Annotated in this window: 20 protein-coding genes and 3 tRNA genes; 11 read left to right on the top strand and 12 right to left on the bottom strand. The window is 72.3% G+C overall.

The features are described from left to right. Window positions 1–814 precede the first annotated feature (814 nt). The gene (locus EES43_RS30540; protein WP_164493132.1) at window positions 815–985 is read left to right on the top strand and encodes a hypothetical protein; all 171 of its coding nucleotides are present in this window, start codon (window positions 815–817) and stop codon (window positions 983–985) included. A gap of 359 nt (window positions 986–1,344) precedes the next feature. Here EES43_RS30540 and EES43_RS08250 read toward each other — a convergent pair. From EES43_RS08250 to EES43_RS08260, 3 genes are all read right to left on the bottom strand, one after another. After that, window positions 1,345–1,421, bottom strand: a tRNA-Ile gene (locus tag EES43_RS08250). A gap of 221 nt (window positions 1,422–1,642) precedes the next feature. Further along, window positions 1,643–1,715, bottom strand: a tRNA-Asn gene (locus EES43_RS08255). Window positions 1,716–1,720: 5 nt separating this feature from the next. After that, a tRNA-Asn gene (locus tag EES43_RS08260) sits at window positions 1,721–1,793 on the bottom strand. Between the two features lie 183 nt (window positions 1,794–1,976). On the opposite strand from EES43_RS08260, the gene EES43_RS08265 reads away from it, so the two are divergent. The 4 genes from EES43_RS08265 (at window position 1,977) to EES43_RS08280 (ending at window position 7,702) form a co-directional block, all read left to right on the top strand. Then, a complete protein-coding gene (locus tag EES43_RS08265; RefSeq protein ID WP_124271847.1) occupies window positions 1,977–2,279 on the top strand; it encodes a YtxH domain-containing protein in 303 nt (100 codons plus the stop codon). 119 nt (window positions 2,280–2,398) lie between these two features. Further along, a complete protein-coding gene (locus EES43_RS08270; RefSeq protein WP_124268122.1) occupies window positions 2,399–3,850 on the top strand; it encodes an FGGY family carbohydrate kinase in 1,452 nt (483 codons plus the stop codon). 190 nt (window positions 3,851–4,040) lie between these two features. Next, the gene (locus tag EES43_RS08275) at window positions 4,041–5,774 is read left to right on the top strand and encodes an ABC transporter ATP-binding protein (RefSeq protein ID WP_124268123.1); all 1,734 of its coding nucleotides are present in this window, start codon (window positions 4,041–4,043) and stop codon (window positions 5,772–5,774) included. After that, window positions 5,774–7,702: an ABC transporter ATP-binding protein gene (locus EES43_RS08280; protein WP_124268124.1), complete on the top strand. Its 1,929-nt coding sequence runs from the start codon at window positions 5,774–5,776 to the stop codon at window positions 7,700–7,702. Before EES43_RS08275 ends, EES43_RS08280 begins: the two co-directional genes overlap by 1 nt. A 78-nt stretch (window positions 7,703–7,780) precedes the next feature. Here EES43_RS08280 and EES43_RS08285 read toward each other — a convergent pair whose 3' ends face one another. The 4 genes from EES43_RS08285 to EES43_RS08300 form a co-directional block, all read right to left on the bottom strand. After that, the gene (locus EES43_RS08285; RefSeq protein ID WP_124268125.1) at window positions 7,781–8,872 is read right to left on the bottom strand and encodes an RNA polymerase sigma factor; all 1,092 of its coding nucleotides are present in this window, start codon (window positions 8,870–8,872) and stop codon (window positions 7,781–7,783) included. Window positions 8,873–9,084: 212 nt separating this feature from the next. Continuing rightward, window positions 9,085–11,010 carry a DNA primase gene (gene dnaG / locus EES43_RS08290; protein ID WP_124268126.1) on the bottom strand — a complete coding sequence of 642 codons (1,926 nt, stop codon included), beginning with the start codon at window positions 11,008–11,010 and terminating at the stop codon, window positions 9,085–9,087. A gap of 93 nt (window positions 11,011–11,103) precedes the next feature. Continuing rightward, entirely contained in the window at window positions 11,104–12,363 is a 1,260-nt protein-coding gene (locus EES43_RS08295; protein ID WP_124268127.1) for an NAD(P)/FAD-dependent oxidoreductase, read from the bottom strand. A 128-nt stretch (window positions 12,364–12,491) separates the two neighbouring features. After that, the gene (locus EES43_RS08300) at window positions 12,492–13,847 is read right to left on the bottom strand and encodes a deoxyguanosinetriphosphate triphosphohydrolase (RefSeq protein ID WP_124268128.1); all 1,356 of its coding nucleotides are present in this window, start codon (window positions 13,845–13,847) and stop codon (window positions 12,492–12,494) included. Window positions 13,848–13,999: 152 nt separating this feature from the next. On the opposite strand from EES43_RS08300, the gene EES43_RS08305 reads away from it, so the two are divergent. Beyond that, window positions 14,000–14,779 (top strand): SanA/YdcF family protein, encoded by a 780-nt coding sequence (locus tag EES43_RS08305; protein ID WP_124268129.1) that lies wholly within the window; start codon window positions 14,000–14,002, stop codon window positions 14,777–14,779. Between the two features lie 142 nt (window positions 14,780–14,921). On the opposite strand, the gene EES43_RS08310 is transcribed toward EES43_RS08305, so the two are convergent. Both EES43_RS08310 and cutA read right to left on the bottom strand, forming a co-directional pair. Beyond that, window positions 14,922–15,485, bottom strand: coding sequence for a gamma-glutamylcyclotransferase family protein (locus EES43_RS08310; protein WP_241192350.1), 564 nt, complete (start codon window positions 15,483–15,485; stop codon window positions 14,922–14,924). A 20-nt stretch (window positions 15,486–15,505) separates the two neighbouring features. Then, window positions 15,506–15,847 (bottom strand): divalent-cation tolerance protein CutA, encoded by a 342-nt coding sequence (gene cutA / locus EES43_RS08315; RefSeq protein ID WP_124268130.1) that lies wholly within the window; start codon window positions 15,845–15,847, stop codon window positions 15,506–15,508. 126 nt (window positions 15,848–15,973) lie between these two features. Between cutA and EES43_RS08320 the strand changes: the two genes are divergently transcribed. From EES43_RS08320 to EES43_RS08335, 4 genes are all read left to right on the top strand, one after another. Beyond that, window positions 15,974–16,777 (top strand): aminotransferase class IV, encoded by an 804-nt coding sequence (locus EES43_RS08320; protein ID WP_124268131.1) that lies wholly within the window; start codon window positions 15,974–15,976, stop codon window positions 16,775–16,777. A 144-nt stretch (window positions 16,778–16,921) separates the two neighbouring features. Then, on the top strand, window positions 16,922–17,383 hold the full coding sequence (locus EES43_RS08325; protein WP_124268132.1) for a DUF5990 family protein: 462 nt from the start codon (window positions 16,922–16,924) through the stop codon (window positions 17,381–17,383). A 535-nt stretch (window positions 17,384–17,918) separates the two neighbouring features. Further along, window positions 17,919–18,476 (top strand): hypothetical protein, encoded by a 558-nt coding sequence (locus EES43_RS08330; protein WP_124268133.1) that lies wholly within the window; start codon window positions 17,919–17,921, stop codon window positions 18,474–18,476. Between the two features lie 65 nt (window positions 18,477–18,541). After that, a complete protein-coding gene (locus EES43_RS08335) occupies window positions 18,542–19,174 on the top strand; it encodes a class F sortase (protein WP_124268134.1) in 633 nt (210 codons plus the stop codon). 8 nt (window positions 19,175–19,182) lie between these two features. On the opposite strand, the gene EES43_RS08340 is transcribed toward EES43_RS08335, so the two are convergent. Next, entirely contained in the window at window positions 19,183–19,971 is a 789-nt protein-coding gene (locus EES43_RS08340; protein WP_124268135.1) for a TSUP family transporter, read from the bottom strand. A 224-nt stretch (window positions 19,972–20,195) separates the two neighbouring features. On the opposite strand from EES43_RS08340, the gene EES43_RS08345 reads away from it, so the two are divergent. Next, a complete protein-coding gene (locus EES43_RS08345; RefSeq protein WP_124268136.1) occupies window positions 20,196–21,362 on the top strand; it encodes an alkaline phosphatase PhoX in 1,167 nt (388 codons plus the stop codon). Between the two features lie 123 nt (window positions 21,363–21,485). Here EES43_RS08345 and EES43_RS08350 read toward each other — a convergent pair whose 3' ends face one another. Then, complete coding sequence (locus EES43_RS08350; protein WP_124268137.1) at window positions 21,486–21,899, bottom strand: VOC family protein; 414 nt, start codon at window positions 21,897–21,899, stop codon at window positions 21,486–21,488. A 155-nt stretch (window positions 21,900–22,054) separates the two neighbouring features. Then, the gene (locus EES43_RS08355; RefSeq protein ID WP_124268138.1) at window positions 22,055–23,092 is read right to left on the bottom strand and encodes an ArsR/SmtB family transcription factor; all 1,038 of its coding nucleotides are present in this window, start codon (window positions 23,090–23,092) and stop codon (window positions 22,055–22,057) included. Window positions 23,093–23,583 lie beyond the last annotated feature (491 nt).

A 23,583-nucleotide genomic window follows, 5' to 3' on the forward strand; every position in this document is an offset into this window, starting at 1 on the left:
CGTCCTGTCGGCAGCTTCGGTCCGACCACCCGCCTCACCGCTGATCTCTGGCTCGCTGGCCAATGGGCCACCACAACCGACACCGTCGGGCGATTTTGAGGCTGCCCGCGCCCCGCAAGAAGCGATCCGGCTCCCGGTCTCTCTGACGCGAAAGCCCCGGCTGGTCGGGGAGCCAGCCGGGGCAGCTATGAGTGTGGGTCCGGAGAGCGGTCGGCGTCCCCGGCGCGAAGATCAGCCACCGCGGCGACTGGACCCACGATGGCTACGAAGACCTCATCACGCTGCGCAGCGAATCCGCCACCAGCCGCCTGTGGATGCATCCGAACACCGGCACCGGCTACGCCTGTGCCGACTGCGTCACCGGCGAGCAGGCCCAGGAACTGGGCGTCTACGACTCCGCCAACAACCACTGGTCCACCGGCGCCAAGCAGATCCTCGCGGTCGGCGACGTCGGCGGCGGAACCGACACCGACGGCGACGGCACCGAAGACGTTCCCGGCTACCCGGACATCATCGTCAACGACGGTGAATACATCTGGCGCTACTACGGCAACCGCGATCTGCGCCTTGGCAGCGACCGCGACCCCGTCCTCCTTGCCGGCCCCGACGATCCCATCGCCTCAGGCGACTCCAAGGTCAACGAGGTGACGCTCGCCGCCCCGGCGACTTCAACGGCGACGGACAGGCCGATCTCGTCGTCCGCTACGACCGCCCAGACGTCGGCGGGCCTTACGTCTTCCACGGGCATGAGGACGACTACGGCTACGACATCAGCGACCGCACCGAGATCGGAGCCAACTGGAGCACAAGCACCGTGCCCCAGTTCACCGCCGCACCCGACGCCCAGAACAACGGCAAGTTCGACCTCTGGGCCACCACACACAACTCCGGACGCCTCCGAATCTTCGCCGACTACACAACAGCCGGACACACCGCAGTACTTATCGCATCCAAAGAACTGGCCGACTACCAAGCCATCAGCTGAACCAGTCCCGAACCCCTGGCCTCGGCGCTCTGCCGGGGCCACGCTCCGTTTGGGCAGACCCGACGGGTCCCGACAAGCGCCAGTACCTCCCCGGCGAAGATGTCCTCTTCGCCACCAGGAGAACAACGGGGCCAGAAAGGTGGATCACCAGGACATCTCGCCGCCCAGATGGCAGCCGTGGGACCGCGCCACTCCACTCCCTCGGACAAGCGCCGCAAAAGGCCAGGTCAGAGGCATCTGAAGTGATCTGACACGCTGCGACAGCGGGTCAGTACCGCACCGTACGCGGTTAGTACCGCACCGAAAACAGCCGTGAAATTCACGTTTCCGCAGGTCAGAACGTTTCCGCAGGGTAAAACTGGTGGGGCGGGTGGGACTCGAACCCACGGCCGACGGATTATGAGTCCGCTGCTCTAACCGGCTGAGCTACCGCCCCGTATCGGCGTGGCGCGTACAAGTGTGCGCACCGTCTGCCGCAGCATAGCCGGTCATACGATCTCTCGCTTCGGATGGTCGACTTCGCCTGACCATGGAGACTTCGCTGCGTGCTGCCTGGTTCCGGGTCGGCGCGAGGAGACCCGAAAGTGTCACGGCGGGCCCCTGCGGGTCGGTGTGCGGGCACGCGAAAGAGGGCCCCGAGGGGCCCTCTCACGTCCGCTCCCCCGACTGGACTCGAACCAGTAACCCTCCGGTTAACAGCCGAATGCTCTGCCAATTGAGCTACAGGGGATCGCGCTCCCCCGACTGGACTCGAACCAGTAACCTGCCGGTTAACAGCCGGCTGCTCTGCCAATTGAGCTACAGGGGATTGCTGCGTCGCATCGAATCGCACCTGCCTGGCGGATGCCGGGCGGCGCGCGTTCGCTGCGACACATACATTAGCGCAAGCAGGGGGGTGCTCCGCCAATCGGTAACGCCCGGGGTGATCTCGGGCGGTCGCGGGTAGGCGGCCTGCACACGTCGCACGGAGCGTAGGAGAAGGGTGGCAGCCATGCGGTACCGGCTCACGTTCATCGCCGGAGTGGCCCTCGGTTACGTGCTCGGCACGCGAGCCGGGCGCGAGCGTTACGAGCAGTTGAAGAAGTCGGCCCGGCAGTTCGCCGGGAATCCGGCCGTCCGCAACGCCGCCGAGACCGCCGCCCACAGCGGGCGGGACATCGCGGGCAAGGCGTACCACTCGGTCAGCGACAAGGTCGGGGACCGGGTGCCCGCCTCCGTGGCGGACCGGGTGCGGTCGCTCCGGGACCGCAGCAGTCAGAACGGCGAGGACGACTGGGGCACCACCAACACCTGACTCCGGTCCGGGCTGCGGACCGGTCCGGGCGGCGGACGCGGCTCGCCGCCGTGCCCGCCGCCCGGACCGGGGCCCGGAGCCGGTTACGGGATCGTCGCGGGGTGCGGCAGAATCTGCGTATGGGCATAGTCGCGGGGTTGGACAGTTCATCGGCCTTCACGCACATCGTCGTCTGCGACACGGACACGGGCACCGTGCTGCGGGAGGGCTATGCCGCGCACCCGGTCGAGGCCAAGGCGTCCGAGGTCGATCCGCAGGTGTGGCTCCTCTCCCTCGGTGAGGCGGCCTCCGGCGGGCTGCTCGAAGGCGTGCAGGCCATCGGCGTCGCCGCGCAGCAGCACGGCCTGGTGCCGCTGGACGGCCAGGGCAATCTCGTACGGCCCGCGCTCCTCGGCAACGACCGGCGCGCGCAGGTCGCGGCGGCCGACCTCGTCGACGGGCTGGGCGGGCGGCAGGCCTGGGCTGAGGCGGTCGGGGCGGTGCCGCAGGCCGCGCAGCCGGTGGCGAAGCTGCGCTGGCTGGCGCGGACCGAGCCGGAGAACGCGCAGCGGGTCGCCGCCGTCCTCCAGCCGCACGACTGGCTCGTCTGGCAGTTGCTGGGCCGGCCCGCCCGGCGGACCACGGACCGGGGCGCCGCCTCGGGGACCGGTTACTGGTCGGCCGGGTCCGCCTCCTACCGGCCCGATCTCGTGGAGCTGGCCCTCGGCCGCACCGCCGCACTGCCCGAGGTCCTCGGTCCGGCCGACGCCGCGGGGACGACGCCCGAAGGGCTGCTCATCTCGGCCGGCACCGGCGAGACGATGGCCGCCGCCTTCGGGCTGGGGGTCGCGGTGGGCGACGCGGTGGTCTCGCTCGGGGCCTCCGGGTCCGTGATGGCCGTCCACCACGAGGCGCTAGCCGATCCGAGCGGGATGATCACCTCGTTCGCCGACGCCACCGGGATGCACCTGCCGGTGGTGCACACCTCCAACGCCGTGCGCGCGCTGCGCGGGACCGCCGAGATGCTGGGCGTGGACGGGCTGGAGGAGCTGTCCGCGCTCGCGCTGAAGTCGACGCCGGGAGCGTCGGGCCTGGTGCTGCTGCCGTACCTGGAGGGCGAGCGCACCCCGCAACTCCCGCACACCGCCGGAACGCTGAGCGGGCTGCGGCGCGAGTCGATGAAGCCGGAGCACCTGGCGCGGGCCGCGTTCGAGGGGATGCTGTGCTCGCTGGCGGACGCCCTCGACGTCCTGCGCGGGCGCGGGGTGGAGGTGCGCCGGGTGTTCCTGCTCGGGGCCGCCGCGGAGCTGCCGGCCGTCCGGGGTCTGGCTCCCGCCGTGTTCGGCACCCAGATCGTGGTGCCGGAGCCCGCCCAGTACGCGGCGCTCGGCGCGGCACGGCAGGCGGCGTGGGCGCTCGGGGTGTCGCAGGGCTCGCTCGACCCGCGTACTCCCCCGGCCTGGCGCGGAGCCGCCGCCCAGGTGCTGGAGCCGGGCGAGGAGCTGGCGATCGGCCGGGCGGTGCGCCAGCAGTACGGGGCGACCCGCGACCAGATCCACCCCGGGGCGTTCGGCGGCGCGCGGGCGGAGTGAGGGCGCGGGGGCGGTGACCCTCCGGAGTCGGAAGAGGGCGTGCGGGTGAGTGCGCGCCGGGGTGCGCCGCGCGGCGCGCCGGGCGCGGTCCAGGTTTGACCGGGGTTTGGGGAAAACGGTTCGCCGCTGATGTACGGCGTACGCGAAACTGGGTCGGCCTCCGCCTTCCGCCGACCTCCGAGAGACACGCGTGCTCATACAACTCCTGCGGACCCATCTGGGCCCGTACAAGAAACCCATCGTGCTGCTGGTCCTCCTCCAGCTCCTCCAGACCTGCGCCACCCTCTACCTGCCCAGCCTGAACGCCGACATCATCGACAACGGCGTCGTGGCGGGCGACACCGGCTACATCCTGGAGTTCGGCGGCATCATGATCGCCGTCAGCGTGGTGCAGGTGCTGTGCAACATCGGCGCCGTGTACTACGGGGCGCGTACCGCGTCGGCGCTCGGACGGGACGTGCGGGCCGCCGTCTTCGACCGGGTGCAGTCCTTCTCCGCGCGCGAGGTCGGGCGCTTCGGGGCGCCGTCCCTGATCACCCGGACCACGAACGACGTGCAGCAGGTCCAGATGCTGGTCCTGATGGCGTTCACCCTGATGGTGTCGGCGCCGATCATGTGCGTCGGCGGCATCGTGATGGCGCTCGGCCAGGACGTGCCGCTCTCCGCGGTGCTGCTGGCGGTGGTGCCGGTGCTCGGCATCTCGGTGAGCCTCATCGTGCGGAAGATGCGACCGCTGTTCCGCACGATGCAGGAGCGGCTGGACACGGTGAACCGGGTGCTGCGCGAGCAGATCACCGGCAACCGCGTGATCCGCGCCTTCGTCCGCGACGGCTACGAGGAGAAGCGCTTCCGGCGCGCGAACACCGAGCTGACGGACGTGTCGGTGGGCACCGGACGGCTGATGGCGCTGATGTTCCCGACCGTGATGACGGTGGTGAACCTGTCGTCCATCGCGGTGGTGTGGTTCGGCGCGCACCGCATCGAGAGCGGCGGGATGGAGATCGGCGCGCTGACCGCGTTCCTCGCCTACCTCATGCAGATCGTGATGGCCGTCATGATGGCCACCTTCATGTTCATGATGGTGCCGCGCGCCGAGGTCTGCGCGGAGCGTGTCCAGGAGGTCCTGGAGACCGATTCGAGCGTGGTGCCGCCGCTCGCCCCGGTCACCGAGCTGCGCCGGCACGGTCATCTGGAGGTGCGCGAGGCGGAGTTCCGCTACCCGGGCGCCGAGGAGCCGGTGCTGCGGGCGGTCTCGCTCGTGGCGCGGCCCGGCGAGACGACCGCGATCATCGGGTCGACGGGCAGCGGGAAGTCGACGCTGCTCGGGCTCGTGCCCCGGCTGTTCGACGTGACGGACGGCGAGGTGCTGGTCGACGGCGAGGACGTGCGGACGCTGGACCCGGTGCTGCTGGCCAAGACCGTCAGCCTGGTGCCGCAGAAGCCGTACCTCTTCTCGGGGACGGTCGCGACGAACCTGCGGTACGGGAACCCGGACGCGAGCGACGAGGAGCTGTGGCACGCGCTGGAGGTGGCGCAGGCCGAGGAGTTCGTACGGGCGCTGGAGCACGGGCTGGACGCGCCGATCGCGCAGGGCGGGACCAACGTCTCCGGCGGGCAGCGCCAGCGCCTGGCCATCGCCCGCACGCTGGTGCAGCGTCCGGAGATCTACCTCTTCGACGACTCGTTCTCGGCCCTGGACTACGCGACCGACGCGGCGCTGCGGGCGGCGCTGGCCCGTGAGACGGCCGGGGCCACCGTGGTGATCGTGGCGCAGCGGGTGTCCACCATCCGCGACGCGGACCGGATCCTGGTGCTGGACGAGGGCCGGGTCGTGGGCAGCGGCACCCATCACGAGCTGATGGGCGGCAATGAAACGTACCGGGAGATCGTGCTCTCCCAGCTGACGGAAGCGGAGGCCGCGTAATGGCCGGTCCGGGCGGACGGATGATGGCCGGGGGCGCGCCCACCGAGCGGTCGATGGACTTCAAGGGGTCGAGCAAGCGGCTGCTGAGGCGGTTCGGGCAGGAGAAGTCCTCGCTGTCCTGGATGATGGTCGCGGTGACGCTGAGCGTCGCCCTGTCGGTGATAGGCCCGAAGATCCTCGGGAAGGCCACCGACCTGATCTTCGCGGGCGTCGTCGGGCGCGGGATGCCGGAGGGGGCCACGAAGGCCCAGGCGATCGCGGGCCTGCGCGAGCGGGGCGAGGGCACGATGGCCGACATGCTCTCGACCGTGGACTTCACCCCGGGCGCGGGCATCGACTTCGGCGCGGTGGGCGACGTCCTGCTGCTGGCCCTGGTGATCTACGTCGGGGCCGGGCTGCTGATGCTGGTCTCCACGCGGCTGTCGATCCGGGTGATCAACCGGGTCGTGTTCCGGCTGCGCGAGGACCTTCAGACGAAGCTGGCGCGGCTGCCCCTGTCGTACTTCGACCGGGCCAAGCGCGGCGAGGTGCTGAGCCGGGCGACGAACGACATCGACAACATCTCGCAGACGATGCAGCAGACGATGGGCCAGCTCATCAACTCGCTGCTGACGATCGTCGGCGTGCTGATCATGATGTTCTGGATCTCGCCGCTGCTGGCGCTGGTCGCGCTGGTGACGATCCCGCTGTCGGTGGTCGTGGCGACGCAGGTCGGCAAGCGGTCGCAGCCGCAGTTCGTGCAGCAGTGGCGGGTGACGGGCAAGCTCAATGCCCACATCGAGGAGATGTACACCGGGCACAGCCTGGTGAAGGTCTTCGGGCGGCAGGAGGAGTCGGCGCGGGACTTCGAGGAGCAGAACGACGCGCTGTACGAGGCGGGGTTCAAGGCCCAGTTCGCCAGCGGGGTCATGCAGCCGCTGATGATGTTCATCTCGAACCTCAACTACGTGCTGGTCGCCGTCGTCGGCGGGCTGCGGGTCGCCTCGGGCGCGCTGTCGATCGGTGACGTGCAGGCGTTCATCCAGTACTCGCGGCAGTTCTCGATGCCGCTGACGCAGGTGGCCTCCATGGCCAACCTGGTGCAGTCGGGGATCGCCTCGGCCGAGCGGATCTTCGAGCTGCTGGACGCCGAGGAGCAGGACGCGGACCCGGAGCGCGGCGAGCGTCCGAAGGAGTTGCTGGGCCGGGTCTCCCTGGAGAACGTGTCCTTCCGCTACGACCCGGAGAAGCCGCTCATCGAGGATCTGTCGCTGAGCGTGGAGCCGGGCCAGACGGTCGCGATCGTCGGGCCTACCGGGGCGGGCAAGACCACGCTGGTCAACCTCCTCATGCGGTTCTACGAGGTGACCGGCGGGCGGATCGCGCTCGACGGGGTCGACGTGGCGAAGATGTCCCGGGACGACCTGCGCTCGCGGATAGGCATGGTCCTCCAGGACACCTGGCTGTTCGGCGGGTCGATCGCGGACAACATCGCGTACGGCGCGGACCGCGAGGTCACCCGCGCGGAGATCGAGGAGGCGGCGAAGGCAGCCCACGCCGACCGGTTCGTCCGGACGCTGCCCGACGGCTACGACTCGGTGATCGACGACGAGGGCTCCGGGGTCAGCGCGGGCGAGAAGCAGCTGATCACCATCGCGCGGGCGTTCCTGTCGGATCCGGTGATCCTCGTCCTCGACGAGGCGACCAGCTCCGTCGACACCCGCACCGAGGTGCTGATCCAGAAGGCGATGGCGCGCCTCGCGCACGGCCGTACGTCGTTCGTGATCGCGCACCGGCTCTCCACGATCCGGGACGCCGACGTGATCCTGGTGATGGAGAACGGCTCCATCGTGGAACAGGGCACGCACGAGGAGCTGCTGGCCGCCGGGGGCGCGTACGCCCGGCTGTACGCGGCGCAGTTCGCCGAGGCGCTGGCCGAGGTGGACTGAGGGGCTGAGGTGGACTGAGGGGCGGGGGCCGCAGGGCGGCCGGGGCCCGGAGGCTCGGGGGCCGGGCCCGTCGTCGGCTCAGTCGAGGTAGCCGCGGAGCTGGTCGGCGAAGGCGTGGTCCCGCAGCCTGCTGAGGGTCTTGGACTCGATCTGGCGGATGCGTTCGCGTGTCACGCCGAAGATCCGGCCGATCTCCTCCAGGGTGCGGGGCCGCCCGTCGTCCAGCCCGTAGCGGAGCTGGACCACCTTGCGTTCGCGCTCTCCGAGGGTGGAGAGGACGGCTTCCAGGTGCTCGCGCAGCAGCAGGAAGGCGGCGGACTCGACGGGCGAGGCGGCGTCGCCGTCCTCGATCAGGTCGCCGAAGGAGACGTCGTCCTCCTCGCCGACCGGCGCGTGCAGGGACACCGGTTCCTGGGCCAGGCGCAGCACTTCGGTGACCCGCTCCGGGGTCAGGTCGAGCTGGGCGGCGACCTCGTCGGCGGTCGGCTCGTATCCCCGTTCCTGGAGCAGCCGGCGCTGGACGCGCACGACGCGGTTGATCAGCTCCACCACGTGGACCGGGACGCGGATGGTGCGGGCCTGGTCGGCCAGGGCGCGGGACATGGCCTGGCGGATCCACCAGGTGGCGTACGTGGAGAACTTGTAGCCCCGGGCGTAGTCGAACTTCTCCACAGCCCTGATCAGGCCGAGGTTGCCTTCCTGGACGAGGTCGAGCATGGTCAGGCCGCGGCCCACGTAGCGTTTGGCGACGGAGACGACGAGGCGCAGGTTGGCCTCGATGAGCCGGCGTTTGGCGGTGCGGCCCAGGACCACGAGCCGGTCCAGGTCGACGGCGAGGCGCGAGTCGGGGTCCGGGGTGGTCGCCAGGCGCTCCTCGGCGAAGAGTCCGGCCTCGACGCGGCGGGCCAGCTCGACCTCCTCGGCGGCGGAGAGCAGCGGGATGCGCCCGATCTCGCGCAGGTACTGCCGGAACAGGTCGGAGGTGGGGCCGGAGGCGCCGTCCCTCCGGCTGCGCGCCTGGCGGGGGTCGGGGACGTGCTCGGCCTCCTCCATGACGGCCTCGGGTACGGGTGCGGACCCGGCGGCCGTCTCCGGGTGGTGGACGGCCCGGTTCTGCGCGGGAATCGCCGACATGTGCTCGGTCGTGGTCGTCACGGTCCGGGTCTGCACGGGGGCGACCTCCAGTGATCGCTGCCGGATGACGGGATGGAGGTCCGCGCTCGGTGGACCGGTCGCGCTCCGATGGCTTTGGCACCGCCACCAGTGTGGGGCACGGCACGGGGTTGCCACGAGGGGCGTGCGGTGACTTTTTGAGTCCGGTCGGTTACGGCCGATGACCGGTGCGAAAGCCGATGACCGGTGCGAAGAGGAGCGGCGGGCCCTCAGAGCGCGTCGGCGCCCCCGCTGCGCAGGGACTGGGCGTACTGCTGGAGGACCCAGACCTCGTTCTGCGCGGCGGCCAGGTCCTCGGGGGCCACGTGGCTGCCGAGGCGGGCGAGGCTGCCCTGGACGTCGGCGATGCGGCGGTCGACGGCGCGCAGCCGGACGTGGACGAGCTGCATGCCCGCGTAGGTCTCGTCGATGCTCTTGCCGTGGAAGACCTCGACGGCCAGCTCGGTGACGAGGTTGCGCACGATGTCGTTGGGGGCGGCGTCCATGACGGCGACCAGGTACTCGCGGTTGTCGCCGAGGCCCTGTTCGGCGCCGCCCGCGTCCTCGATGCACTGGCGCACCGCCGCGTAGGGCGGGGCGGTGAACTCGTCCGCGCCGTAGGCGTCGAAGGCGGGCGAGACCAGGGCGGGCTTCTGGAGGGCGAGCTTGAGGAGTTCGCGCTCGGTGCGGTGCGCGGGGCTGCGGAGGTTGAGAGCGGGGCCGGAGGTGGCGGGCGGCGCCTGGACGGGCTGCCGCGCCGCGCCCGCGTGCGGGGTGCGGGGCGCTCCCCGGCCGCCGCGCTCGCCCGCCGCGGCGCCGCCCCGGTCGCGGGCCCAGCGGGCGAGCTGGGCGACCCGGCGGACGACGAACTCCTGGTCGAGGATGCCGACGAACCCGGCGAGCTGGACGGCGACCTCGCGCTGCACGCTGCTCGTCTTGATCTTGGCGACCACGGCGGCGGCCTCGTCGAGCGCCGCCGCGCGGCCCGCCGGGGTCTCCAGGTCGTAGCGGCCGACGATCTGGCGCAGCGCGAACTCGAAGAGCGGGGTGCGCGGTTCGACCAGGTCGCGGACGGCGTCGTCGCCCTTGGCCAGGCGCAGGTCGCACGGGTCCATGTTGTCGGGGGCGATGGCGATGTACGTCTCGGCGGCGAACTTCTGGTCGTCCTCGAAGGCGCGCAGGGCCGCCTTCTGGCCGGCCGCGTCGCCGTCGAAGGTGAAGATCACGCGGGCGCTGCCGTTGTCCATGAGGAGGCGGCGGAGGATCTTGATGTGGTCGTTGCCGAAGGCGGTGCCGCAGGTGGCGATGGCGGTGGTGACGCCCGCGAGATGGCAGGCCATGACGTCGGTGTAGCCCTCGACGACGACCGCCCGGCTGGCCTTGGCGATGTCCTTCTTGGCCAGGTCGATGCCGTACAGCACCTGGGACTTCTTGTAGATCGGCGTCTCGGGGGTGTTCAGGTACTTGGGGCCGTTGTCGTCGTCGCGCAGCTTGCGCGCGCCGAAGCCGACGATCTCGCCCGCGGTGTCGCTGATCGGCCACATCAGCCGGCCGCGGAAGCGGTCGATGGGGCCGCGGCGGCCGTCCTGGGAGAGGCCGGAGGTGATCAGCTCCTTGTCGCTGAAGCCCTTGCCGCGCAGGAAGCGGGTGAGGTGGTCCCAGCCGGCCGGGCTGTAGCCGACGCCGAAGTGCGCCGCGGCGTCCTGGTCGAAGCCGCGCTCGGCGAGGAACTTCCGGCCGATCTCGGCCTCGGGGCCGTCGAGCTGGGCCACGTAGAACGCGGCGGCGGCCTGGTGGGCCTCGATCAGCCGGATGCGTTCGCCGCGCTGGTGGGACGGGTTGTAGCCGCCCTCCTCGTAGCGCAGGGTGATGCCCGCCTTGGCGGCGAGGCGTTCGACCGTCTCCGAGAAGGAGAGGTGGTCGATCTTCATCACGAAGGCGATGGTGTCGCCGCCCTCCTGGCAGCCGAAGCAGTGGAACAGGCCCTTGGCGGGGCTGACCTGGAAGGAGGGGGACTTCTCGTCGTGGAAGGGGCAGAGTCCTTTGAGGTTTCCGCCGCCGGCGCTGCGCAGCTGGAGGTACTCGGACACGACGGAGTCGATCGGGACCGCGTCCCGTACCGCCTTCACGTCGTCGTCATTGATCCTGCCTGCCACGCGTGAAGTCTACGGGTGAGGTCGGACAGCCGATTCCGCGCCCGTTTCCCCGGGGCGCCGCGCTCGGCGCTCCGGGGAAGGGCGGCGTACCGGTCAGAGCAGGGAGTCCAGCGGCGCCGAGGGGTCCGCCAGCGCCTCCGGGTCGTGCTGCCCGCCGGCCCGGATCAGGCCCTGGATCGTCTCGGTGACGTCCCACACGTTGACGTTCATCCCGGCGAGGACGCGACGGTCCTTCAGCCAGAACGCGATGAACTCGCGCTTCCCGGCGTCGCCCCGGATGATCACCTCGTCGTAGCTGCCGGGCGGCGCCCACCCGGAGTACTCCAGGCCGACGTCGTACTGGTCGGAGAAAAAGTACGGGACGCGGTCGTACGTCACGTCCTGGCCGAGCATGGCGCGGGCGGCGGCCGGTCCGCCGTTGAGGGCGTTGGCCCAGTGCTCGACGCGCAGCCGGACGCCGAGCAGCGGGTGGTCCACGGCGGCGACGTCGCCGGCCGCGTAGATGTGCGGGTCGGAGGTGCGCAGCGAGGCGTCGACGGCGATGCCGCCGCCCCGCGCCCGCTCGGCCTGCCGCAGTCCGGCGGCCTCGGCGAGCGCGGAGCGCGGGGCGGCGCCGATCGCGGCGAGGACGTCGTGGGCGGGGTGCTCCTCGCCGTCGTCGGTGCGGGCGGCCAGCACCATGCCGTCCTGTCCGACGATCTCGGTGAGGCGGGCGCCGAAGTGGAAGCGGACGCCGTGCGCGCCGTGCAGCTCGGTGAAGATCTGGCCCACCTCGGGGCCGACGACCTGGTGCAGCGGGGTGGGCTCCGGTTCGACGACGGTGACCTCGGCCCCGTAACCCCGGGCGGCGGCGGCGACCTCCAGGCCGATCCAGCCTCCGCCGGCGATGACCAGGTGGCCGTTGTCGCGGCCGAGCGCGGCGAGCACGTTGCGCAGCCGGTCGGCGTGGGCGAGGCGGCGCAGGTGGTGGACGCCCGCGAGGTCGGTGCCGGGGATGTCGAGGCGGCGCGGTTCGGAGCCGGTGGCCAGCAGCAGCTTGTCGTAGTGGATGACCGTGTTGTCGCCGAGCCGTACGGTCCTGGCGTAGCGGTCGAGCGCGGTGACCGGCTGGCCGAGGTGCAGCTCGATGTCGGCTCCCGCGTACCAGGCGCGCTCGTGCACGAAGACGCTGTCGCGTTCCTCCTTGCCGCTGAGGTAGCCCTTGGAGAGCGGCGGCCGTTCGTAGGGGTGGTCTCGCTCGTCGCCGATCAGGATCACCCGGCCGGTGAACCCCTCCGCCCGGAGGGTTTCGGCCGCCTTCGCCCCTGCGAGTCCTGCTCCGACGATGACGAACGTCCGGTGTGCTTCGACCACTTGATGCCTCCTCAGTGCTGTGCTGCGCGGCGCCGTCACGCCGCGAGCGTCCCGCGCGCCGCGTGATGGCGAAAGAGGGTGTGGCCCGGGACAGGACACACCCGGTGGTCAGGGATCCAGTCTGCCGGTCAGTGGTGGTGTGCGGTGAGCGCGGCGTGCAGGGATCGTGCGGAGGCGTCGGTGAGTGCGGCGATCTGGTCGACCAGGACGCGCTTGCGGGCGTGGTCGTCGGGCGCTTGGTCGAACAGGGCGCGGAAGTGCGGTTCCAGGCCCTCGGGGGCGCGGGTGGTGAGGGCGGCGGCCAGTTCGGCGATGACGACGCGCTGGTCGGCGCGGAGCACTTCCTGCTCGGTGCGCTGCATGACGTAACGGTCGGCGACGGCCTTGAGGACCGCGCACTCGTTGCGCACGGATCGCGGAACGACCAGTTCCGCGCCGTACCGGCCGAGGCGTCCCGGTCCGTGGACCTGGCGGGTGGCGGCCTCGGCCGCCGTGCAGAAGCGGCCGATGAGCTGGCTGGTGGCGTCCTTGAGGCGGGCCTGGGCCACGGCGGAGCCGTCGTAGCCGTGCGGCCACCACTCCTGTTCGAGGAGCCGGTCCAGGGCGTCGGACAGCTCCTGCGGGTCGGTGCCGGCGGGGACGTAGCGGCCGATGGCGACGGCCCAGATGTCCTGGCGCTCCGGCTCGGCGTGGAGGCAGTTGGGGTCGATGTGCCCGGCGTGCAGTCCGTCCTCGAAGTCGTGCACCGAGTACGCCACGTCGTCGGACCAGTCCATGACCTGGGCCTCGAAGCAGGTGCGGTCCTGCGGGACGCCCTCGCGGGCCCAGGAGAAGACCGGGAGGTCGTCGGCGTAGACCCCGAACTTCGCGGAGTGCGGGTCGGTGGGGTGGGCGCCGCGCGGCCACGGGTACTTGGTGGCGGCGTCCAGTGCGGCGCGGGTGAGGTTGAGCCCGACGCTGACCAGCTCGCCGGTGGCGGGGTCGCGGACGAAGCGCTTGGGCTCCAGGCGGGTCAGCAGGCGCAGCGACTGGGCGTTGCCCTCGAATCCGCCGCAGTCGGAGGCGAAGTCGTTGAGGGCCTGCTCGCCGTTGTGGCCGAACGGCGGGTGGCCCATGTCGTGGGCGAGGCAGGCCGTCTCGACGAGGTCCGGGTCGCAGCCGAGGACCGCGCCGAGCTCCCGGCCGACCTGGGCGCACTCCAGGGAGTGCGTCAGGCGGGTGCGGGGGCTGGCGTCCCACGCGCTGGAGCGGGTCCCGGGCGTCACCACCTGCGTCTTTCCGGCGAGCCTGCGCAGGGCGGCGGAGTGCAGGACCCGGGCCCGGTCGCGCTGGAAGGCGGTACGGCCGGGCCGCTTGTCCGGCTCGGGGTCCCAGCGCTCGGTGTCCGCGGGACCGTACGGGCTCGGCGCGGCGTTCGACGCCCGATGCGTGGTCTGTGTGCCGCTGGTGCGATGGTCCCCGTGTGCGCCTTGTGTGCCGTCCATGGTCCCGACAGTAGCGACCGGGACCGACAACGTGTCGCGTGAGGTGCGCCGGGCGGGCCCTCGGCCCGCTGATGCGCCGCCCGCGAACCTTTCGGGCGTCCCGCTCGTCAGTTCGGGTGGAAGGGGCACGGCGGAACGAGTGGGGGGCGCGGATGGCGGCGAAGAGACCGGGAACGGCCGGCGGACGGCTGCGCGCCGCGCGCGTACGGCTGTCGGCCGTGCGGCTGTCGCCCCTGTGCCGGCCGGCCCTGCGGCTGCCGACGCTGCGGCTGCCGCGCGGGCGGCGTGGGCGAAGACGTCTCGTACAGGGTCTGATGGCCGTGTGCGTGCTGGCCCTGCTGCCCGCGACCTGGATGCGGGTCGGCTCCGACGCGCGGGTGCGGACCGTCGCGAACGCCCCGGCGCGGGACGTCGCGGTGGTGTTCGGCGCGGGGCTGCGGAACGGACGGCCGACGCCGTACCTGGCGCACCGGCTGGACGCGGCGGCCGAGCTGTACCGGACGGGGAAGGTGCGCGTCGTCCTGGTCACCGGGGACAACAGCCGGGAGGAGTACGACGAGCCGGACGCGATGCGCACGTACCTCACCGGGCGCGGGGTGCCCGGCGAGCGGATCGTGAGTGACTACGCCGGGTTCGACACGTGGGACTCCTGCGTGCGCGCCCGGAAGATCTTCGGGGTGGACCGGGCGGTGCTGGTGAGCCAGGGCTTCCACATCCACCGGGCGATCACGCTGTGCCGGTCGGCGGGGATCGACGCGTACGGGGTCGGGGTGGACGCGCAACGGGACGCGACCTGGTACTACGGCGGCGTCCGCGAGCTGGCCGCGTCGGGCAAGGCGGCGGTGGACGCGCTGCTGCGGCCCGATCCGCGCTTCCTGGGGCCTGAGGAGCCGGGCGTGACGGAGGCGCTGGCCGCCGACGGCGTCGAGTGACGGGAGGCGGGTTGACGGAGGCGCCGGCGGCCGGTGACGGGGCGTCGGCCGACGGCGGCCGGTGGGCGCGGCGCGGTGTTCGCCGGGCCGCGCCGGGCCGGGCCGTCGCCGTCGCCGACCGGCCGTCTCCGATTGACAGGTCCTAAGGGCCGCCCCCGGGCCGGGCGGCGAGCCAACTCCCGCCGGGTATGAGGACGCCGCCGGTGCGCAGGGAGCGGGTGACGGCGGCTGCGGCGAGGTACACCCAGGCCCGCGCGGTCGTCCCGGGCGCGTCACGCCGAAGATCGGCGGTGTCCGGCGACCGCTCCGCGACCGGGAGCCCGGTGGAAGGCCCGGCGGGGAGCCCGGTGGAAGGTCCGGCGGGAAGTCCTGCGGGAGGCCCGGCGGGGAGTTCGACGTCGCGGGCGACCCGTTCGTAGAGGTTGCGCGGGTGGCCCGGGCCGAGGAATTCCTCCAGGTCGTCCAGGAGGCCCAGCAGTTCCTGGTGGACGCCGGGCGCGGCGGTGATCAGGGCTCCCTGCACGCGCCCGTGCCCCTCGATCGCGTACGGGTAGCCCGGCCCGTCGTAGAGCAGGGCGCGCGGCAGTACGGCGGGCGTTTCGGCCGCCGTCCGGCCGCGGAGGAACAGGTCGTGGTTGGGCTCGCCGGGCAGCAGTGTGCCGTACACGAAGAACGGCAGGTGCACGTCGGACGGCGGTCGGGGCACGGAGGCCCCTTCGGCAGCGGTCACAGGGCGGTCTCGGGCGCGGTCTCCGCCGTCACCCAGCCGAGATAGCGGGTGCTGCCCCGCACCACCGGGATCGCGATGATCTCCGGTGTCTCGTAGTCGTGCTCCCGCTCGATGTACTTCTCCAGTTCCTCGTAGCGCACGCTCGTCGTCTTGAGCTGGACTTGCCATTCCTCACTGGTCTCGATGGCGTCCTGCCACCGGTAGACCGAGGTGACGGGCGCGGAGATCTGGGCGCAGGCCGCCAGCCGGGCCTCCACCGCCCCCTGCGCCAGGGCGTGGGCCTTGTCCTCGCTGTCGATCGTGGTGAGTACGGTCAGCCATTCCGGCGGCGCTGTCATCGTCGGTTCTCCTCCTCCTGCGGCGGGCTCCTGCCCTGCCCATGATTTCGATTGTCGGCCCGAAACGGGTCACGTGCCGTACATTCCGGGTCCTGCGCGCCCCCGGTCGCGGCATACGGTGGCGGTATGACCACCGACACACGGCTTTCGCCGGTCCCGTACGTCGAGGTGAACGGCCGCCCCGCGACCGAGGAGAGCCTGCGGATTCCGGCGCTCGACGGCTTCGGCCACTTCACCGCCCTCCAGGTCGAGGACCGCGAGGTGCGCGGGCTGGGGCTGCATCTGGCCCGGCTGGACTCCGCGAACCGGGAGCTGTTCGAACTGCCCCTGGACGGCGGCCGGGTGCGGGAGCTGATCGGCCGCGCGCTGACCGGAGCCGGAGTGCGTGACGCCTCGGTGCGGGTGCACGGCTTCCTGCCGCCGGGGACGGCGGAGACGACGCTGATGGTCACGGTCCGCGAGCCCGCGCCGCCGGCGTCCGGGGCGCGGAGCCTGATGTCGGTGCCGTACGCCCGTCCGGTGGCGCACATCAAGCGGCCGGGCGAGTTCGGGCAGACGTACTACGGGCGGCTCGCCGGGCGCGCGGGGTTCGACGAGGCGCTGCTGACCGCGCCGGGCGGGGCGGTGACCGAGGGCGCGTTCAGCAACGTCGGCTTCTGGGACGGGACCTCGGTGGTGTGGCCGGACGCCCCGGCGCTCGTCGGCGTCACGATGGCGCTGCTGGAGGAGGGCCTGCCACGGCTCGGCGTCCCGTCGGTGCGGCGGCCGGTGACGCTGGACACGCTGGCCGGGCTGCGGGCGGCGTTCGTCAGCAGCTCACGCGGGATCGCGCCGGTCGGGAGGATCGACGGCGCGGAGATCCCGGTCGACGCGGAGCTGATGGGGCGTCTGGAGGCGGCGTACGCGGGCGCGCCGACGGAAGCCGTCTGACGGGCCGGCCCGACGGGCCGGGCCGGCCGTAGCGGGTCGCGCCGGGCCGTGGCAGGCGTGCCGGGCCGTGGCAGGCGTGCCGGGCCGTGGCAGGCGTGCCGGGCGACAGCGGGTCGCGGCCGGCCGTGGCGGACCATGGGGTGCATGCAGATCCACATCGAGGCTTTCGCGCTTCCCGGCCGCCGCTGCGGCCCGGACTCCGACTTCCCGGGTTTCGACGACATCCATGTCGGCGTGCAGCGCAAGGACCGGCCCGGCGAACTGCTGGACCCGTACGCGGGAGACGCGCCCTCCGCCGTGTGGACCCTGGACTGCGCGGCGACGGCCACGGCGGAGGGCGTCGAGGTTTCGGGCCCGTACGTGCAGAACCGCCTGGGCGGACGGTTCGTCTACCTGTCGTGGGGCACGGTGGACGGTTCCGGGCTGTTCACCATGTTCCGGCGGGCCAAACTCATGCTCGGCGACATCCCGCCGGACGTCCTGGAAGCCGCGGTGCGCTCCGGTCATCTCGTCGCCCGGCTGGGGCTGAGCGACGCGAAGGGGCAACCGCTGTGCGGCCGGGTGCGTCCGGAGCAGGTCGTATGGAGCGCGGCGGGCGGGGCCTGATCCGGGCGGCCCCGGGGGCGGCCTTCCGGTCGGGCGGTCGGGCAGCCGGGCGGTCGGGCAGCCGGGCGGTCGGGCAGCCGGGCGGTCGGCCTTCCAGGAGCCGGGCGTGCACCCCTCGGGCCGGGCTCATGAATCGGCGTGCCGCTCGGGCCGGGACTCTTCGCGCCGGACATGACACCGCCCCCATCGGCCCGGGGGGGTGAGCCGGTGAGGGCGGGTGCCATGGGGGGCGTGCGCCATCCCGTGGGGGGAGTGTGTTGCGTCTGCCCGGACCCCGGCAGGTCATGCATGTGACCTGCGTCACATCATCGGGCGCCATCGGAGACTGCTCACCCGATCGGCACCGGAGCCCGCAGTGCGGACCGAACGGCCCAGCCGCACCGCGCGCCACCTGCGACGATCCCGTACGGCAAGAGTGCCGCGCCGGTCCGTACGGGTGAAAACTGACCCGGCGTCAGCAGGCAGTCGCGACCGCGTGCGCCTTAGGTCGAGGACAGGACACACTCGCTCGCGCCGTCTGCCCGGAGGAACCCCCATGCGCAGTCCCGCCCGCCTCGTGACCGGTACCGCTTCCGCCGCGATCACTGTCGTCGCGCTCGGTCTCGCCGTCGCGCCGTCCGCGTACGCCGGTGACTTCGGCCGGCTGGAGCTCACGCCCGCGACCGCCGTCCCCGGCGCCAAGGTCACCGTGAACACCACCGCCTGCGGCCCCAGGGGATCGGGCATCGGCGACGCGAACGCGCTGGACGCCGGGGACTTCGAGGTGCGCTCCGGCGAGCAGAAGGAGGTCGCGGTCGGCCGGTTCACCGTGCCGCACGAGACCCGGCCCGGCAGCTACGAGATCGTCGTCTCGTGCGACAACGGCAAGGAGGCCGTCGGCGACCTGGAGGTCATCGGCGGCGGGCGGCCCGAGCGGCCCGACCACGAACGGCCGGATCAGGAGCGCCCGTCCGGACACGTGCGGACCGGCGTCGGCGGCAGCGTCCGGCCGGACTCCACCCAGGTCGCCCTCGGCGTCGGCGTGATCGGCATGGCGGCCGTCGGCGGGCTGTGGCTGCTGCGCCGCCGCACCGAGGGCGTCGAGGGCGGCTGACGGCCGCTCCCGCGCACCGACCGGGCGGACGCGCCGCCCCGCCCGCCTCACCCAAGGACGACGACGTGTCCCAGAGCGCGCAGAAGGCCAGGGGCTGGCTGGTGGGCATCGCCGTGCTGTGCGGCGTCTGGCTCGTCCAGAACGGCTCCGGCGACCAGGTGGTCCCGCCCCAGCCGTCCGGCGCGCAGGCGTTCGCCGCCGGGCCCCGACTCCAGCCCGGCTCCCCGGTCGCCGCACCGCTGCGGCGCTCCGACCCCGTCCGCGTCCGCATCCCCGGCATCGGGGTCGACGCCCCGATGACGCGGCTGGGCCTCGGCCGCGACGGCAGCCTCGACGTACCGCCGGACGAGGACCGCAACCTCGCGGGCTGGTACGGGAACGGGGTGCCGCCGGGCGCTCGGGGCACCGCGATCGTCGCCGGACACGTCGACAACGCGCAGGGCCCGGCCGTCTTCTACGCGCTGGGGGCCCTCACCAAGGGCGCGCGGGTGGAGATCGTCCGCCAGGACGGGCGCACGGCGGTCTTCTCGGTCGACGCGATCGAGGTGTACGACAACGACGACTTCCCCGACCAGCGCGTCTACGGCGACTCCCCGCACGCCTCGCTGCGGCTGATCACCTGCGGCGGCGGGTTCTCCGAGGAGACCGGCTACCAGGGCAACGTAGTGGCGTACGCGCACCTCACCGGCGTGAGCTGACCCGCGCCTCAGGCCGTCCACTGGTCGTAACCGAGCTTGGCGACCAGCGAGAGGACCACGGTCAGCAGGACCGCGCGGACGAAACCGCTGCCCCGGCTCAGTGCCATCCGGGCCCCGACCATGCCGCCCGCCAGGTTGAACACGGCCATCACGGCGGCCAGTTGCCACAGCACCGAACCCTGATAGGCGAACATCGCCAGCGCGCCCGCGTTCGTGCACACGTTGACGATCTTGGCGGTGGCGGAGGCGGTCACCAGGTCCAGGTGGAGCACCGCCGAGAGGGCCAGCACCAGGAAGGTGCCGGTTCCCGGCCCGAACAGCCCGTCGTAGAAGCCGATCCCGCCACCGACCAGGACGACGGCGACGACGATCCGCGCCCGGGTGACCGCCGGAGCCGTGCCGCCCTCGGCGGCGGCGCCGAAGGAGGGCCGGAGCATCACGAAGGCCGCGACCCCGAGCAGCACCACCATGATGACCGGGCGCAGCACCTCGCTGCTGATCCCGGCGGCGAAGAACGCCCCGGCCATCGAGCCCGCGAGGGCCATCAGCCCGACCTTGACCGCGAGCCCGACCTGGACCGGGGCGCGGCGGACGTAGGTCACCGCCGCGCCGACGGTGCCGACGATCGCGACGGCCTTGTTGGTCCCGAGGACATGGGCGGCCGGCACCTGCGGCAGGCCCAGGAGCAGGGCGGGCAGGAGCAGCAGGCCGCCGCCGCCGACCACGGCGTCGATCCATCCCGCCGCCGCGGCGGCCAGGCAGAGGAGGATGAGCGTGGTCAGCGTTATGTCGGGCATATGACGACCCTAAGCGCCGGACCCGCCGGAAGATCGCACAGGGCCCGGCCCGCGGCCGGTACCCGTCGACACACCGCCCACTCCGGCCGAACCGCCGGACCGAAGGCGGCCGTGCATCGTTCATCCTCAATTGACGCTCCGTCAACTACCTTCTCCTACAGTCCTCAAGCGCGACCCGCCGGTCCGACCGGGCGGCGGGCCCTCACGTCAGGCGTGGAGTGATCGTGGAACGACGGACCTTCTTGCGCAGCGCGGTGATCAGCGGTTCGGCGGCGGCCTTCGGCGGCACCCTGTGGCGGGGCGCCGCCTTCGCCGACCCGGCCCAGCCCGCCGCCGGACCGTACGGCGCCCTCCAGGCGGCCGACGGCAACGGCGTCCAGCTCCCGGCGGGCTTCACCAGCCGGATCGTGGCCCGCTCGGGCCAGGCGGTGCCGGGCACCTCCTACCGCTGGCACAGCGCCCCCGACGGCGGGGCCACGTACGCCGACGGCACGGGCTGGATCTACGTCTCCAACGCCGAGGTCTCCTCCGGCAGCGGCGGCGGGGCGAGCGCCGTGCGGTTCGACTCCGCGGGCACGGTGACGTCGGCGTACCGGATCCTGTCCGGCACGAACATCAACTGCGCGGGCGGCAGCACCCCGTGGAAGACCTGGCTCTCCTGCGAGGAGGTCACCCGGGGGTACGTCTACGAGACGGACCCGTGGGGTGTGAACGCGGCGGTGCGGCGTCCCGCGCTGGGCCGCTTCAAGCACGAGGCCGCCGCCGCCGACCCGGACCACGGGTACGTCTACCTCACCGAGGACGAGACCGACGGCCGCTTCTACCGGTTCCGGCCCACGACCTGGGGCGACCTGTCGAGCGGCACCCTCCAGGTGCTGGTGGCCGGTACCGGCGCCTCGGGCCCGGTCGGTTGGGCGAACATCCCCGATCCGGCCGCGTCCTCCACCCAGACCCGCAACCAGGTCCCCGGCGCGAAGGTGTTCAACGGCGGCGAGGGCTGCTTCTACGCGGCGGGCACCTGCTGGTTCACCACCAAGGGCGACAACCGCGTGTGGGCGTACGACGCGAGCGCCTCGTCGATCTCGCTCGCCTACGACGACTCGCTGGTGACCGGCGGCTCCGCACCGCTGACCGGCGTCGACAACGTGACCCGGTCCGGCTCCGGCGACCTCTACGTCGCCGAGGACGGCGGGAACATGGAGATCTGCCTCATCACACCGGACGACACGGTGGCCCCGTTCCTGCGGATCACCGGCCAGTCCGCATCGGAGATCACCGGCCCCGCCTTCTCGCCGGACGGCTCCCGGCTCTACTTCTCCTCGCAGCGCGGTACCAGCGGCAGTTCGACCGGCGGCATCACGTACGAGGTCGCGGGGCCGTTCCGCGCCTGAGCGGCGCGGGAACGGCGCGGGAACGGCGCGGGCGGGCGCACACCGGCCCCGGTGGCCCCTCCGGCGCGTTCGGAGGGGCCGCGGAGGCAAGGGGGGCCCGGAGCGGCCAGAGGCCGTCGTCGGTCAGGCGGCCCCGCCCTCGACCGCGGCCGGGTCCATCCACATGACCTCCCAGATGTGGTGGTCCGGGTCCTGGAACGAACGGCCGTACATGAATCCCATGTCCTGCGGGTCGTTCGCGGGGAAGCCGCCGGCGGCCAGGGCCGCGTCGGCGATCTCGTCGACCTTCTCGCGGCTGTCGGCGCTCAGGCAGAGGATGACCTCGGTCGTTCTCTCGGCGTCCGCCACGTCCTTCTTGGTGAAGTCCTTGAAGCGCGGCTCGGACATCAGCATGGCGAAGATCGTGTCGCTGATGACCAGGCAGGCGGCCGAGTCGTCGCTGAACTGCGGGTTGATGCCGTAGCCGAGCTTCGCGAAGAAGCCCTTGGTGGTCTCCAGGTCCTTCACCGGCAGATTCACGAAGATCATCTGAGGCATGGCCGTCCTTCTTCCCTGGTGCGTTCCGGCGCTTCGCGGCGGTCCGTCGAGTGCTGTCGAGTGGTGTCGAGAGGTAGACGGCCGGGCCGCCCGGAACTCATCGCCGCACCGCCCACGGATTCCGCCGGTCCGGCTCGACCGGCGGACCGCCGCGCTCAGGACAGGGCGAGCGGAGCGCCGCCCCGCAGCAGCGAGCCGCCCAGCGGGGTCAGCGTGTGCAGGACCGAGCTGCCGTGGCGCAGGGTCAGGACCAGGCCCGCCTCGCGCAGCACCGAGGCGTGCTGGCTCGCCGAGGCCATCGACACGCCTGCCCGGCGGGCCAGTTCGGATGTCGTGCAGCCGTTGCCGATGGCCTGGAGGACGGCGGACCGGGTGTGCCCGACGAGCCGGCCGAGCCAGGGTCCGGGCTCGGCGAAGACCGGCGCGCCGGGGTGGGTCACCGGGTAGACGAGGACGGGCGGGAGCACCGGATCGCGGTAGACGACCGGGGTGCCCCGGCAGAAGAACGACGGCTGGAGCAGCAGTCCGCGGCCGTCCAGGCGGAGGTCGCGGTCGACCGGGTAGTCGGCCTCCAGCACGGGCGAGCGCCACCGGATCATGGGCGGCAGGGTGGCCAGCAGCTCGTCCGCCCCGCCGTCCAGCAGGGCCCGGCCGCGGACGGCGCGGTCGGCCTCGACGCTGGCCCGTATGTGCGGCCAGTACGGCTCGACGGCGGCGTGGTGGTAGCCGCGCAGGGCGCTGATCAGCCGCGCCAGCGGCTCGGTGCGCCCGTCGGAGAGCGCGGCGGGCAGGGCGAGGGCGGCGCGGCCCGCGCCGTCGTCCCGGGGCCCGGGAGCCCGTCCGGCCCGCTGCCTCTGCCGCCCGTCCGCCAGCAGCTCCAGCTCGTGGCGTATGCGGTCGGCGGGGGTGTCGCGCAGGGCCTCCATTCCGACGTCCAGCCCGAAGGGCTCGGAGCCTTCCTGCGAAGGCGTCAGGAAATCCGGGAAATAGCCGCGGGGCGGAACGAGCGCCGCGAGCAGCCGCACTTCGCCATTCAGCCGGGCCCGGGTTTCCGTACGCCATTTCCCGAACACCGTCGAAGCGCGCCGGTCCCTGAGCCGGTGAAAACTGAGAACGGTTTCCCACAGCGCGTCCGGTCTCGTGGCCATCCGCACGCGCGAAAGGTCAAGCCTGGACACATGGATCCGTAACACCGCTCCCCCAGCTGTTGCATCCGCAATTGCCCCCACCAAAGGGTATGCGGACCGTCACAGGAGGTCACCACGGGGTTTCGGCCAGAAGTGAAACGTCTCGCCCCACGCCTCTTCACCCGAAAGGCTGTACGACGTCGGGTACGCATCCGGTGCCCGCCGGATGAGCATGTGAAGGCCGTGGGGGGCTTTATGTGTTCGGCGGCGGTGGGCGACGGTGCGGCTCCGTACCCGACGGGGGTAAGCCGGGTGCGGCCCAAGGGTGGGGACCCTTGGGCCGCACCCCGGTCCCCGTACACCGTCCGGTCACCCGAAATTCTTTGCGGCTTAAACGAAGCAATGTGGGATAGGACACACCAATCACGGTCGCCGCGTATTCCGCCCACCCATGGCGAAGCGGCGGCGCCCCCGCACAGGGCGCCGCCGCTTCCGGGTGTTCCGGAGCCGGTGAGGGACCGGTGAGCCGGTGAGGGTGCGGGCTCACATCCGTTCAG

Source organism: Streptomyces sp. ADI96-02 (assembly GCF_003846185.1).
Taxonomy (GTDB): Bacteria; Actinomycetota; Actinomycetes; order Streptomycetales; family Streptomycetaceae; genus Streptomyces.